Annotated in this window: 12 protein-coding genes; 10 read left to right on the top strand and 2 right to left on the bottom strand. The window is 44.3% G+C overall.

Translation table 11 applies throughout. The features are described 5' to 3' along the window. Positions 1 to 124 precede the first annotated feature (124 nt). A complete protein-coding gene (locus tag I2H39_RS05185; protein WP_275892409.1) occupies positions 125 to 1486 on the bottom strand; it encodes an N-acetylmuramoyl-L-alanine amidase family protein in 1362 nt (453 codons plus the stop codon). Between the two features lie 115 nt (positions 1487 to 1601). Next, entirely contained in the window at positions 1602 to 2639 is a 1038-nt protein-coding gene (locus tag I2H39_RS05180) for a PfkB family carbohydrate kinase (RefSeq protein WP_195625953.1), read from the bottom strand. 258 nt (positions 2640 to 2897) lie between these two features. On the opposite strand from I2H39_RS05180, the gene I2H39_RS05175 reads away from it, so the two are divergent. The 10 genes from I2H39_RS05175 to I2H39_RS05130 all read left to right on the top strand — a co-directional run bounded on the left by I2H39_RS05175 (position 2898) and on the right by I2H39_RS05130 (position 14779). Then, positions 2898 to 3833 (top strand): hypothetical protein, encoded by a 936-nt coding sequence (locus tag I2H39_RS05175; RefSeq protein WP_195625952.1) that lies wholly within the window; start codon positions 2898 to 2900, stop codon positions 3831 to 3833. Then, complete coding sequence (locus tag I2H39_RS05170; protein WP_138305722.1) at positions 3830 to 4375, top strand: hypothetical protein; 546 nt, start codon at positions 3830 to 3832, stop codon at positions 4373 to 4375. The genes I2H39_RS05175 and I2H39_RS05170 overlap by 4 nt, the downstream gene beginning before the upstream one ends. Before the next feature lie 136 nt (positions 4376 to 4511). Continuing rightward, complete coding sequence (locus I2H39_RS05165; protein ID WP_195625951.1) at positions 4512 to 5732, top strand: response regulator; 1221 nt, start codon at positions 4512 to 4514, stop codon at positions 5730 to 5732. After that, positions 5729 to 7468 (top strand): sensor histidine kinase, encoded by a 1740-nt coding sequence (locus tag I2H39_RS05160; RefSeq protein ID WP_195625950.1) that lies wholly within the window; start codon positions 5729 to 5731, stop codon positions 7466 to 7468. Before I2H39_RS05165 ends, I2H39_RS05160 begins: the two co-directional genes overlap by 4 nt. 267 nt (positions 7469 to 7735) lie before the next feature. Then, positions 7736 to 8836, top strand: a complete 1101-nt coding sequence (locus tag I2H39_RS05155; RefSeq protein WP_138305725.1) for an ABC transporter substrate-binding protein — start codon at positions 7736 to 7738, stop codon at positions 8834 to 8836. A gap of 109 nt (positions 8837 to 8945) precedes the next feature. Next, entirely contained in the window at positions 8946 to 10448 is a 1503-nt protein-coding gene (locus tag I2H39_RS05150) for a sugar ABC transporter ATP-binding protein (protein WP_138305726.1), read from the top strand. Between the two features lie 17 nt (positions 10449 to 10465). Continuing rightward, positions 10466 to 11410, top strand: coding sequence for an ABC transporter permease (locus I2H39_RS05145; protein ID WP_138305727.1), 945 nt, complete (start codon positions 10466 to 10468; stop codon positions 11408 to 11410). A gap of 38 nt (positions 11411 to 11448) precedes the next feature. After that, complete coding sequence (locus tag I2H39_RS05140) at positions 11449 to 12423, top strand: ABC transporter permease (protein WP_240305538.1); 975 nt, start codon at positions 11449 to 11451, stop codon at positions 12421 to 12423. 4 nt (positions 12424 to 12427) lie between these two features. Then, positions 12428 to 13234, top strand: a complete 807-nt coding sequence (locus I2H39_RS05135; protein WP_138305729.1) for a class II aldolase/adducin family protein — start codon at positions 12428 to 12430, stop codon at positions 13232 to 13234. A gap of 15 nt (positions 13235 to 13249) precedes the next feature. Further along, positions 13250 to 14779, top strand: a complete 1530-nt coding sequence (locus tag I2H39_RS05130) for a rhamnulokinase family protein (protein ID WP_138305730.1) — start codon at positions 13250 to 13252, stop codon at positions 14777 to 14779. Positions 14780 to 15174 lie beyond the last annotated feature (395 nt).

Raw genomic sequence — 15174 nt, 5'->3', positions numbered from 1 at the left:
CCTGGTGTACCGGTTTCTTTTCTCTTGCCATAATAAAAGGCCTCCTATGATTTTTTATTTTATCATAGAAGACCTTTGGCTAATACCTATTTACAGAAAAATTTTCATACACTCCCCTGTGCAGCTAATTGCGTCTTCCGCTGCCGTCCACATAATAGCCGTCCGGCGTTGTCTGATTCGCATACATGGCTCCGCTGCTGTCCAGGTAGTACCAGGAACCGTTTATGAACTGCCACCCGGTGAGCATGATGCCGCTGTCATTCATATAATACCAGCGGCCGTTGATATACTGCCATCCGGTGAGGACAGCTCCGCTGCCATCCAGATAGTACCAGGCGCCATTGATGAACTGCCACCCGGTGAGCATGATGCCGTCGCTGTTCAGATAGTACCAGCGGCCGTTTATAAACTGAAAACCGGTAAGCATAGCCCCGCTGCCGTCCAGGTAATACCAATGTCCGCTGAGATACTGCCATCCGGTGAGCATGACGCCGTCCCCGTTCATGTAGTACCAGCGTCCGCTGACAGCCTGCCAGCCCCTGGTCATGGCCCCGCTGCTGCCCAGATAATACCATGAGCCGTTGATTTGCTGCCATCCGGTTAACATATATCCGTCACGGTTGAAATAATACCAGGTGTTATTGATTTTCTCCCAGGTATTAGAGGGGTATCCCCCGTTATAATACCTGTACCACCATCCATACTGGTTCTGGACCCAAGACCCGCTGCCATTATTTGAAACCTGGCGTTCCGTAACCGTGTTCTCATCGGAATACCCAGACCAGTCGCCGGCCCTGTCCGCATACTTGGCAATGGAACGCACCCGGAAGGTATAATCACCGGAGCGGGTGATTTCGTTGCGGAAGTCATAAGAGGTGCCGGAAGCAGTGACTGTGGTGACCAGATTTTTATTCCGGTACAGGCGGACTTCATAATGCTTTACATCCTCATCTGCCTTATCCCATCTGGCGCGGAAACCGCTCCAGTCCAGTCCCTGTATGGTACCGGGTTTTCCGTCGGCCTGGTTGAGATAGCATTCCAGGTTCAAAGTACTGCCGCTGTCAGATATTTTGGCTTTGATAAAATCCGCGCCCCGGCCGCTGAGTTTAAAATGGCTGGAGGTGGTGTAAGAGAAGCGGTATCCGTCTGCTGCCTCTAACACTGCCTTGACCCTGGGCCGGTCTCCCAGGCTCCATACCTCCACATGGTTGGTGTACTCCGCGCTTTTTACGGTAAACTCTTTGCTGCTGGTTTTGGCAGTCACGGTTCCTGGCGCCTCCCCGGCTTTTGGCACAGGGTCACATGTAAATGACAGCTTAACTGTGTTGATTTTTTCTGTAGCTGCAAATGCTGTAGTTCCCATGAAAACAGTGCATATCATGAGAAGGAACAGGCAGCGCAGAAACGTTTGTATCCGGTCTGCTGTGTTGCGGATGCTCCTGCTGCCGGTAGTCCTATTACCGGTTCTTCCATCTCTTGCCATCATGTTCTTTCCCTCCTCAAACATTTCTCCCCGGCACACCGCGGCTGTCTGGCCCTGCAGTGTACCTATTCTGATTTCATTATATTCCATGAGGGATTCAGGTTCAATTTCAAACCTATTACATATCATTACGATTTTCTTCCAAAGCATTCCGGGCATTGAGGCCCGGAAATGCCGCATCCTCCAGTCCGGCCCCGGCATGCTCCACCACGGCGGCGGATATACGGTTGGCAGTGCGGATGGCCTTATCCATGGGAAAACCCTTCATGCGGCATGCAATCACAGTCCCGATATGGCTGTCCCCGGCTCCGGTGGTATCAGTCTGACGGGCCTGATAACCGGGAATCAGCTCATATTTCCCTGAGGAATCCATGTGGAAAGCACCGCAGGCCCCCAGGGTGATGATAACATGATTGTGGGTGAGGGAAGCGAGGCGGGACGCGGCTTCCGGCAGATAATTTGTGACTGGCGGCGGACAGGCCGCAGGTTTTGCAGGACAGGCCGCAGGAATCCCTTCCAGGCCGGATGTCCTCTGCCGTTTATGTTCCTGGTCTGGGTTTCCTTTAACTCCTGTATACCCCAAAGCCTCGTCTCCATTGAGATGGAGGATGGGAGACAGGGAAAACATGCGGTCCAGATTGCGCTGCCGGATGCAGCTGATTCTGGGACCCGGCGCAAAATAAACCGTATATTCCGGGTGTTCCTCCAGATAATCCAGGATGATGCTTCCGGTATCCTCCTCCAGTTCCAGACCGCAGACATAAACACTGCCAATGGTCCGGGAATCAACCAGGCTGAACCATTCCCTTTTAAAACGGTATTCTGCGCCGTGCAGGGCTGCAAAGGTCCGCTCGCCGGATGGTTCAACAAAACAGTAGCAGCAGCCATTATCAGCAGGCGGTGCAGGGATGAGGACGGGTATCTGCTTCTTTTCCATGTGTTCCCGCACATAGTCCCCGTAAATCCCGGTTCCAACCGGGGAAAACAGAATATAGGGGACACCTGACTGGCGCAGGATTTCCGATACATTATAGGCGCATCCGCCCAGGGACATGGATTGGTTCTCCACAATCACATCCTCGCCGGTAACGGGCAGATGGGGCAGTCTGACGGTTACGTCCACCACGGTGGAACCGATGATCAATGCCTGTTTCAATTTTATTGCCTCCCATGAATTGTATTTTGAGATTGCTGATGCGGATAATCCCTGTGTTTATAACTAAGGATAAACCATTTGGCCGGAGTATGCAATCCTGTATAAAATGTAAGGGAAACGAAAGGGAAATTAATTTGATTCCGCGTCCGGTATTATATACAATGATAGAAAGAGGGAACATTCAGGAACCGTTTTTGGAAGAACATTTAAGGAAGATTTATGAGAGCGGCCGATGCCGTTTGGGGAGAGGAGAGCAGTATGCAAAGGCGGAAGGACCGATTTAAGTATTCATCCGGATTATTATTTTATTTATTCATGGCAGCCGGAATCCTGATTGTGGCAGCCGGCAGCCTGATGCAGCATTATTTTTCACTGAAGCGGCCTGTATTCCTGCCCATGCACCTGGAGCTGGAGATGTACCGGGAGGGAAACGGGGATGAAGATGCGGGAGTCAGCGCCGGCGGGGACAGATATGTGTGGAAGGAATTTCCCATATATTATATCCAGGACAGGGAGGATACCTCCAGGGTGACGGAGCTTACCTTTCCCCAAATGGAAGGATTGGGGGAATACTGGATGACGGGATTGGAGGAGGAGGCCGGCCTGTTCCATCATGTTTCAGGTTCCATGCAGGACGGCCGGTATCAGTTTAAACAGCTGTTTATCAAGATGGAGCTGCCGGCCGGAAACCTTGGTAAGCAGGGGATTACTCTGGATACAGTCAAGGTCAGGTACAGTGACGGAACAGAGGAGGTATCTATCGGCAGCATCGTACTTACCATGGAAGAACCCATGGAACATGTCGCGGTCACAGGCGGCTCATCCAGTTCGGACGGAACTTCCATGACACGTTACCTTGTGCAGAAGGACTGCCGCCTGGAAGGGTTTGAGGTACAGAACCCGGAATTGGTGAAACGGGAATTTAAGGTAACGGTGGACGGAAGGGACTTATGGGAGTGGGAGCCTGTTGAACTGAAGAAAGGAGATTCCTTTCTGGTGGTTTCTGCATGGAACGGAACAGGGGATGTAAGGGAACGGTTTGAGCCCTATACCGCCTTAATTCAATGGAAATGTTCAGATGATACCGGGGGAAAGTCAGGGTTTACCACGAACCTGGACCGCAGGAACGATATGTACGGCGACCATTTCAGGCAGACATACCAATATCTGAAGGAAAGGGGGATTAAACCGTGAATGAGGCTGTGAAATGGATGATAGGGGGAATGTTCCTTTTGTCATTCCATATTAATTTTATGGGAATCCCCCTATTTCCGGGGATTGTGGGCTGCCTTGCATTCCGCCATGGCTTCAGGCTGATGAAAGGAGAGGACAGCGGTAAGGAATATGTCTGGAGCCATAAGATGGAACAGACAGGCAGTCTGTGGCTGGGCATTACCGTTCTGGACCTTATTCTGGCTGTCTTCATGAGACAGCCCACAGGAATATTTATCCAGGCTGCCGCAGTTCTGATGCTGGCGGAGACGGCCTGCGGGTGCAGTACGCTGAATTATTACAGGGAACTTCGCATGCAGCCCACCGGGGAAGGCGGCGTGAAGGGTCCCTCTGCCTTTGGCTATCTCATATGGATGACAGCGGGTCTGGCATCCTATGAGTACTCGGTTGCAGTGGGGAGCGGTATGTGGAATACCATGGGTGCTGTGTGTGTTATTCTTGGGCGTATCATGCTGGTGAAGGAGCTGGCGGTATGGGCGCCTGGGGCGAGGGAAGATGGTTGAACGGAAGACAGACAGGGAGGAAGATTATATACCCCCCTATCTTTTATTGTGCTGTGAGAAGATGATATAATGAATCTGCTTATTGGATAGGGCACTGAGAAAAAGGGGAACAATGGTTTCTGGTAGGGGGATTTGTATGCTGAGAATGGTAATTGCAGATGATGAGGCATTTATATTAGACTGTCTGTCCAAGTACATACCTTGGAATAATTATGATATTGAGGTAGTTGCAACGGCTAAAAACGGTGTTGAGGCATTGAATTATGTAAAAGAGAAACGGCCGGATATACTGGTTGCGGATATAAAAATGCCGTTACTGGATGGAATATCATTGCTTGAACGTGTGAAAGAGGTCAAGAGTGACATCGAAGTAATCATAATAAGTGGATTTCAAGAGTTTGAGTATGCAAGAAAGGCTCTGAAGCACGGATGTATGGGATATGTGCTGAAACCGATTGAACCCACAGAGCTGGTGGCATATGTACAAAAGGCGGCTGATAAAATTTTGAAATCCCGGGAAGAACGGATAATGATTCAAAAAGTCATGAGGCCGGAAACATATATAAACGGCATGATAAACGATACGTTAACTTCTGAAGAATGTGCTTGTTACATGGAGCAGTACCAACAATTTTCCGAGATGATGCTGAGAATGGGGATTTTGCTGTTTCATGGTTTTTCTTCTGAGATAGCAGGAGAAAATAGGCATCCCTATAAACGGTTTATGGATAATATTGAAGAAATGGCACAAAAAAGTGAATCGTTTTTCATAGTTGAAAAGGGATTTGACAATATCGTTCTACTATTCTATGCCCAGACAGAAGAAGAGATATTGCGGTCAGAGGAGGTTGTATCAAAACATGTGATGGTTCTGAATCATATACAGAACAGTACAAAGGTAACTTTTATAAAGGCCAGGGAATTTAGTTCCATTGATACAGTGCATGAACAGTACTGGAGCCTTGTCTGGGATTCCCTAAAAGAGGGTGTTGAATCGGAAAAGAAGGAGACAGAGCCAGGCACACAAGGGACAAAGGATTTGATACAGGAAGCAAAGCGGTTTATTGAAAAAAATTTTGAGGATACTGAGCTATGTTTGAACAAAGTTGCAGTTAATCTGGGGGTATCACCAGGATACCTGTCTTCGCTTTTTTCTGCAAGGTGTGATTGCGGCCTGACATCATTCATTAACCATGTACGTATTAACCATGCAAAACAGATGCTGGAAAAGGATGAAGATAAAATCGAATACATTGCAGAAAACTCGGGGTATGAAAATGCCACCTATTTTTCAACCGTTTTTAAAAGAGAAACGGGGCTGACCCCATCCGAATACAGGAGAAATGCCAGAAAATGAACCGTATAAAGACAAAGAAAAAAGAAAATATTGTACAGGCCCTGCGTAGAATGTACCTGCTAATTGCAATTATTCCCATGATTGTCATGACCATTATAACGGCTGTTTTTTATGTTAATTCCCTGATTGATTCCACAAAACAAAATCTTCAGACAGTGTTGAATTTATATGCTGATAGTATAGACAGTGCAATCAGCCAGGGGATTAAAGTAATTGATATTGTCCAAAATGATTTATCGGTTCAAAATGCCTTAAGGGTATCCAAATTTGAGGAAAAAGAGGAATATTATATTCAACGGACCACAATTAATACAACCATGATGCTGATTAATCAGAATTATGGCAATACGCTGGACGGCATTTATATACTTTTGGATGATGGGAGATGTTTTAAATCCAGTGTGTTTCCCTACAATAAAGAAAATTACAGCCAGCATCAATGGTATAAAGATATAAGAGATACACAGGGGATTCACGGAAATGGTTACTATAAGTATTCAAGGGTGGTTGCAAATCCGGGAAAAGAGGGGTATATATCCATTGGTGAACCTATTATCAATTATAGAAACGGTGATATCGTGGGCGTTATACTAGTGGAAATTAATCTGGATACCTTTAGTGAGATGCTTTCCAAAACAGTTACAATACAGGATTTAAATGTATCCATTACAGAGGCGGATGGAACGCCGGTATGGCGGTACGATTTAGGAGAAGTAAGAGATGAAGGGAACGTTTTAAGAATGCATCTGGATGAATCAATCCACCGTGGATTAAGCAACGGATGGAAAGTCAGTATGACAACAAACTGGTTCAATAAAATAAAAACGGAATTGCTTAATACCCTTACAATCCTGTTAATCCTCATTATTATGGTCACCTTTGCCTCCATTTATTTTGGAAGGCGGTTTGCGGATACGATTAACCATCCTCTTAAGCAGCTTCAGGATGGAATGAACCGTAACCGGGAAGCCTGGAGGGGAGAGCAGATAGCAGTAGAAACCGAATATCATGAGTTGGACGACCTGAACGAAGGTGTAAATGATTTAATCATAAAAGTAAATCAAATGTTTGAGGAGGTAAAGAAGAAAGAGCGAGCCATGAGAACGGTACAGTTTTCTGCCCTTCAGGCTCAGGTGAATCCCCATTTTCTATATAATATGCTGGACCATATTTCCTGGCAGATTCGAGTAGAACAGTATGAAAAGGCCATTCATTCCCTGATGTCGCTGTCGAAATTTTTCCGTATATCTTTGAGAATGGAAGAAGAGATGGTTACATTGGAAAAGGAGCTGGACCATGCAAAAATTTATGTGGATTTGCAGATGATTCGATACAAGGATGAGATTGCTGTAGAAATAGTGAATGACCTGGACGAGCAATTGATAAAAACAGTGATTATACCTAAATTCACATTGCAGCCTCTGATTGAAAATGCGATTACACATGGCCTGAGGGACAGTGGCAGGAAAGGTTTCATAAGAATACATTTAATGAGACACGGGGAGACAGGAATCATAGAAATTTATGATAATGGTATAGGGATTGCACCGGAAAATTTGGATGTTTTGAGGCAGGCACTGGAAAAAGGAACGCCAATCAGCAAGGAAATAGGAGGATATGGAATCGTTAATGTAAGCCAAAGGATACGTTACTGTTATGGAGACAGCTATCAGGTGACAATAGATAGTAAAGAAGGCTCATACACATCTGTAAAGGTGATTTTTCCAATTAGCTGACGTATAAGAAAAACTGCAGGATAGATGCTATGGGATGTCATAGTACACTGCAGTTTTTTTGGTATATGTGCAATGATTACAACTAATGCACAATAAAATTATTAATTATATACATATTTGTATTATGGCAGGCTGAAAAAATGAAAAATATTAAATAACATATAAAAATGCTTTATTAAGTATGGACATGATTATGGATATAATATAGTCATAAAAAATAAATGGTTCTTATGAAAAATATTAAAAAAAATCAAGGAGGAGAAAGGCATGAGAAAAAGAGGTTTGGCAATGTTAATGGCAGGAATCATGATAATCAGCAGCTGCGTTATGGGGTGCGCTAAGGACAATGGAAAAGATACTCCTGCGGAAACAGCAGCAGCGGCATCCGAAACAGCAGCAGCGGCATCCGAAACAGCAGCCCAATCTGAGACAGAGGGTTCTGAAACAACGAAACAGGCATCGGAAGGAGCGGTGAAAGGGGATATTAACGGAGACGGTATTTTTAAGGTGGGATTTTCGGAACTGGCCATTGATGGGGCCTGGAGGGTTGCACAGGTTGACAGTATGCAGAATGAGGCGGAGTCCAGAGGGTATGAATTTGTAATGTCCAATGCAGAACTGGATACTGCCAAGCAGATTTCAGATGTAGAAGATTTACTCACACAGGATTTAGATTTCCTGTTTATAGCGCCTATTGATATGGAAGCCATTATGCCTGCCATAGAAGCTGCTAAGGCAAAGGGGGTTCCCACGATTCTCTTGGACAGGGAGGCCAATGGAACTCCAGGTGTGGATTATATCTGTACGATTCTCTCCAACTATATATGGCAGGGGGAAGCCTGCGCTGACTGGTTAAATGAGAATGGGGGAGCGGATAGTTATAAAATAGTTCAGATTACCGGTAAAGTAGGGGGAAGTGATGTACGTGACCGGCAGGCAGGATTTGAAACCGGCGTAAAAAAATATGAAAATATGGAAATCGTTGCAACCCAGAGCGGTGAATGGTCCAGAACAGAAGCACAGAAGGTAATGCAAAATATCATTCAATCAACCGGAGGCGATTTTAATGTTGTTTACTGCCATAATGATGAGATGGCATTGGGTGTTGTACTTGCTTTGAAGGCAGCAGGAATGAATCCGGGAACAGATGTAAAGGTAATTGCTATTGATGGACAGGCCGAGGCCGTGGAAGCAATCATAGCAGGGGAAATGAACTGCATTGCTACCTGTAATCCAAGATTCGGCCCGGTTGCTTTCGATACCATGGAAAAGTATCTGAATGGAGAAAAACTGGAGCACATTATCAATAATGAGGAGTATATTATTGACACTGCAAATGCCGAGGAGAAATTGCCGGATGCATTCTAAATAAATATGTCCCATGGTTTAACTGCCCCTTCTAAGAAATACTCAGGAGGGGCAGTCAAATTATAAGAGTGACTGGTTGGTAAAGTGTGAAAAAGGGGTGAAGTCTTAGATGGAAGAAGGATATATCCTTGAAATGCATGGGATTGTTAAAGAGTTTCCCGGGGTACGCGCTTTAAAAGGAGTGGATTTTGATTTAAAGCCAGGTGAAGTACATACACTCATGGGGGAGAATGGGGCTGGTAAATCCACTTTAATCAAGATATTGACAGGCGTTTACGAAAAGGATGGAGGCAATATCGTATTTAACGGAAAAGAAGTACGTTTTCATAATACCTTGGATGCGCAAAAAACAGGCATTAGTACGGTGTATCAGGAATTAAACATGATTCCATATCTGAGTGTGGGAGAGAATATATATTTGGGGCGCTATCCCAGAACAAAGACAGGTATCGACTGGAAATCCCTCCATAAAAATGCTCAGAAACTTCTGGATGATTTAGGTTTGGATATAGAGAGCAGACTTCCACTAAATCAATACGGAACCGCTTCTCAGCAGATGGTATCCATTGTCAGGGCCGTAAGTCTTAATTGTAAAGTAGTGGTTCTGGATGAGCCCACCTCATCTCTGGATTCAAAAGAGGTCAGAAAGCTCTTTGATATCATTCAGCAATTGAAGGAGAAAGGAATTGGTATTGTCTTTATATCACACCGTCTCAATGAGGTTTATGAAATATCAGACCGTATTACCATTTTAAAAGATGGGGCCTATGAAGGCACATATGTTCCGGCTGAATTGACGGAATTTCAATTGATAGAAAAAATGGTGGGAAGGAGCGTCAGGGAAATAAAAGGCAATGACCGCGTCTATGATGGGGATGGGCAGCCTGTTGTTGTCATGTTGAAGGACATAGTACGTCATCCAAAGCTGTCAGACGTAAGTATTGATGTGAAAAAGGGAGAAATTGTAGGGCTTACCGGACTTCTGGGGTCGGGAAGGACAGAAACTGCCAAAGTACTATTTGGTTATGATTTACCGGACTCCGGTGATATCATGATTGGCGGAAAAAAGGTAGTTCTCAAAGCGCCTAAAGACGGATTGAAAAACGGTCTGGCTTTTGTGACGGAAAACCGCCGTGAGGAAGGCGTTATTCCAAATATGACGGTCCGAGAGAATATCTCAATATCTTCCCTTCCCCAGATATGCAGAAGAGGATTTATCAGCCGAAAGAGACAGGAAGCCTTGGCGGAAGAGTATATCCGCAGATTTAAGATAAAGACACCGTCTATGGAGCAGCAGCTTAAAAATCTGTCTGGCGGTAATCAGCAGAAGGTACTGCTCGCTAGATGGATAGCTACCAGGCCCAGGCTGATTATATTGGATGAACCTACAAGAGGTATTGATGTGGGAGCAAAAAAAGAAGTGGAAGATTTGATAAAAGAGATTGCGGATACAGGAATCAGTGTATTGTTGATTTCTTCTGAGTTATCGGAACTGGTGCGTGGATGTGACAGGATATTTGTTTTGAGGGATGGCACTGTCCGGGGAATGCTGAACAGAGATGAAATTTCTGAAGAAAACATTATGAAATGGATAGCCAACAGCCCTGCATAGAGGAGGTACCAAAAACTATGAAAAAAAATCCCAGTCAAAATCTGATGCGGCAGTATGGAGCGCTGATTGCATTGATTATATTGGTCGTTATTAACTGTTTTACTACTAAGAATTTCATCAGTGTCATGACACTATGGAATCTGTTTACACAGGCCACCACGGTTATGATATTAGGACTCGGAATGACGATTGTTATTGCAACAGGAGGAATCAATATATCGGTTGGTTCTGTACTTGCTTTATCTTCCATGGTCTTGGCAAAATTCATCCTGAATGGACATATTGTCATGGGATTGCTTGCATCCCTGGCAGTAGCCGCAATAACAGGAGCAGTTACAGGCATTATAGTAACCAAGTTTAAAGTACAGCCGATGATTACTACATTAGCTATGATGTATGCCTTAAGAGGGATTGCCAAATTAATGAATGGAGGAACGCGTTTAAGTTATAAAAATGCAGGATTCAGTAATTTTGCATATATGAAACTAGGCGGTTACATACCCATTCAATTTGCTGTTATTCTTGTTCTGTCCCTGGCCATATTTATATTGATGCGCAGGACATACTTTGGCAATTATGTGGAGGCATATGGTGATAATCCGTTGGCAACCAGAATATCCGGCATCAATGTGGTTGCAGTGGTGACTATCTGTTATGTACTCTGCAATGTGCTGGCCTGTGTGGCAGCCATAATTGAAACCAGCAGCATTACGTGTGCTGACCCTGTAAACATGGGACTGAATAAAGAGACAGATGCGATTGCAGCGGTTGTGGTAGGCGGGACACCCATGTCAGGCGGTAAACCTAATATTGGCGGAATGCTGTGCGGGGCCCTGGTCCTACAGCTTATAACCATCATGATAAATATGAATAATATTCCATATTCATATTCGCTAATCATTAAGGCAGCCATTATTGTTGTATCATTATATGTGCAGAGTTTCAGGGATAAAAAGGCTTAAGCTATGAGAGCGGGGTAGAGGAAATGAAAAGAATTCAGATGAAAACACTACTAAAAAGACATAATGCCATTTTAGGGTTGATATTCATGATTATCCTGGCTGCCTGTATCAACAGAAGTTTCCTGACTCTGGAGAATCTGACCAATGTACTGAGGCAGGCAAGCATGAATGGAATGATTGCCGTTGGAATGACAATGGTAATCATATGCGGCTCAATTGATTTGAGTGTAGGCACCATGATTGGATTATGCGGTTATATTGCATTATATTTCAGCAATTATAACCTTATACTGGCAGTGGCAGTTCCGCTGCTTACAGGAATTATAGTTGGAACTATAAACGGATTTCTTATCAATAAAATAAAAATTGCACCTTTCATTGCAACATTAGCAACAATGATGGCTGTAAAGGGGACCACACTTGTATTGACAAATGAGAATACATACTTTGCATCAAATTCCATTGAGGAATTTCAGTATATAGGAAGAGGTCTGCTGGCGCCATATGTTACGGTTCCATCTGTAATGTTCATATGCTGTGCTGTTGCCGGGGCTTATATTCTCAGACATACCATGCTGGGAAGAAATATGTATGCAGTAGGCGGGAATGCAGAGGCAGCGCGAATGATGGGCGTGAATGTTGAAAAGACACTGATGTTTTCCCATATATTTACAGGCGGGATGGCAGCGCTGGCAGGAATCACTCTCGTATCCAGAGTGGGAGCCGCTTATCCTCTGGCAGGAGAGGGAAAGGAGCTGGATGTCATAGCAGCCTGCGTAATCGGCGGAACTGCATTGACAGGTGGAAAAGGTCACATATCAGGCACATTCATAGGTGTGCTGATTATGGGGATGCTGACAAATATTTTTAACATGCAGTCATTGCTGAATCCATTTTGGGAGAAGGTTATTATAGGTATATTGGTATTGATTGTGGTACTGATACAGTCGGCAAGTGAAAGCGGAATGGCCTTTGGGAGAAAGTATAAAAACGACTTGAGGAAAGGAAAATAATAAAATGAAAAATTATCCGTCTGAGAAAGAAGCAAGGGAATTAATCTGTGAAATAGGCCACAGGATGTGGAACAAGCAGATGGTGGCAGCCAATGATGGTAATATTACCGTACGGATTGGAGAAAATGCTGTTTTGATTACTCCAACCGGTGTCAGCAAAGGAGAGCTGACACCGGATATGCTGTTTAAAATGGATTTGGATGGAAATATCATTGAAAGGGCAGAGGGATATTCTCCAACCAGCGAGACAGCTATGCATCTGATGGTTTATAAGCATAATGCAGATGCTATGTCTACCTGCCATGCGCATTGCATGTTTCTCAGCACGTTTGCCAGTGCCGGTATCGAACTGGATATGGCTACTGCGCCAGAACCCACATTGATTACGGGCAGGATTCCGGTTGCCCCATATGCGTGTCCGGGAACCAGTGATTTGGCTGAATCAATCGTTCCGTTTTTGAAGGACCATAAGGTAATCATGCTGGCCAATCACGGACCAATTTCATGGGGAACATCGCCCAAGGATGCGTGGTATTGTCTGGAATCAGCGGAGGCATTTGCCAAGTCATCTTTGATATTAAAGTATATAATCAAGGATTACCGGCCTTTGAGCAACGAACAGCTGGAGATATTGGAGAAGGCATTCCATCCCATATCTGCACCGAATAAAGTGAGAACGGCCCATGAAACCGTAAATTTGGAGAAGGGAAAATCACTTCAGGATATTGATGCGGATGCAGTGACACTGACCGATGCCTGCATGGAAAAACTGGCTGATATGGTGGCAAAGAGACTGACGCAACAGTCTTGACGGGGAGGATGCCGGATGGAGGGTTTAATAAAGCAGGTACATATTGCAATTGATATCGGAGCATCCACAGGGCGGCTGATTGCAGGATGGATTGATGACGGACAGCTATTTACAGAAGAAATACATCGTTTTGTGACAGAGGATGTGTTTGTGATTCATGACCGTGTACGGGATGTATACCGATATTATGAAGAAATCATTCATGGTATCAGACAGTACGCAAAGAATAACCAGGTTCAGATTGTCAGTATTGGCGTTGATGCATTTGGGTCGGATTTTGGTCTGACTGACAAAGCGGGAAATCTGCTGATGATGCCAAAATCATACCGGGGACTTACATTTGATGATGATATTTATCAGTTGGCTGATAGATGTATGGAGCCATGGAACATATATGAATACAATGGAAATCAGTGTATGCTGAGTGATACGCTCCATCAGCTGGTCCGCTTGAAAGAAAATGGTGACTGCCGCCTGGGACAAGGATGCCGGATTCTTTTTGTGGCTGATATATTTCATTATCTGTTATGCGGTAACAGAGGCGTTGAACATTCACTGGCCAGTTACAGCAGATTATGGAATCAGAAAACGGATAAATGGGAGGACAGCATATTTGGTGCATTTGGATTACCGCTTACCCTTCAAAGCGATGTGGTCCGATGTACAGAAACATTGGGATATGTTCATCGGGAGACAGCGGACGACATGGGTCTTCCATATTGTCCGAAGGTGATTGCCCCTGCTTCCCATGACACGGCATGTGCGGCATTTGCAGTTCCGGATGATGGAAATGACTGGATGTTTATATCCAGCGGTTCATGGTCCCTTATTGGTATGGAGACAGAGGCGCCTGTCATCTCAAGGGAAGGGTGGGAATTCAATGCATCTAATTCCTCCATGCCGCTTCGCACAAATATGTTTAAGAAAATTGTTACGGGAATGTGGATTGTACAAATGTGTCAGAAACGATGGGAGGCATATACCTTTGATGATATTGTCTGTCTGGCGTCCAGGGTGCAGGAAAATAATCTTTACATTGACCCGGACCACATTGATTTTTACCGGCCTTCAGACATGCCCCTTGCAATCAGCCGCAATATAGAAAAGCGATATGGAATTAAAATAAATCCAAACCAGCCTGGAATGATTGCACGAATCGTGTTTGAAAGTCTTGCTTTAAAATATTGCCTGACTGTACGTAAACTTATTCATTGTTCGAAAAAGGAGATTAAGAAGGTTTATGTATTGGGAGGCGGAAGCAAAAATGCTTTGCTAAATCAGTATACGGCTAATGCACTGGGACTCCCTGTCCTTACAGGCGTAACCGAAGCATCTTCTGTTGGAAATCTGCTCTGTCAGTTATATGGCCAAGGTTTGCTTAAAAACCGCAGGGAGGTAAAGGATATATTGAAGAGGACGTACCCTGTGACAACCTATAGGCCGGAAAACAGGGAAACGTGGAAAGAAAAGTTTGAAGATTTTATGAGAGATGCATATGAGCCACTGAATGTATGTTCCGGAAGAAAATTCTGGAAAGATTCTTAATGATAGAAAAATAACAATCATTTTCTAAAATACCCAAAAAAAAGAAATTTTTTTCTTTTCCCGCACGAAATGTTATATACAAAATTACAGTTCCATCCCCACTGGTCCACCCCCTGCCCATATCATTCCAGGCAGGGGGTTCTGCCTTCCAAATCATAAAAAGACAAATTTGAATTGTCGTTATTTTTGGACGAGAATAACTGATTTATCGGAAAATATCACAAAGAACAGAGGGTAGATTTGTTAGTAATACATGAAAATGCAATGTTTGGCGAAAATCTTTTGGTAGTATATTGACATTTTGAGATTAAGATGTAAAATGTAGACATAATCAAAAAACTCCAGCAGGAGAGAAAAATTTTTGTTAACCCTAACAAGAGTTTGGCAACCTTTGA

Origin of the sequence: Clostridium sp. 1001283B150225_161107_B6 (assembly GCF_015556325.1) — a bacterium.
GTDB lineage: Bacteria > Bacillota > Clostridia > Lachnospirales > Lachnospiraceae > Enterocloster.
The sequence above is the reverse complement of the archived record's forward strand: the minus strand, read 5'-3'. Positions and strand labels throughout refer to the sequence as shown.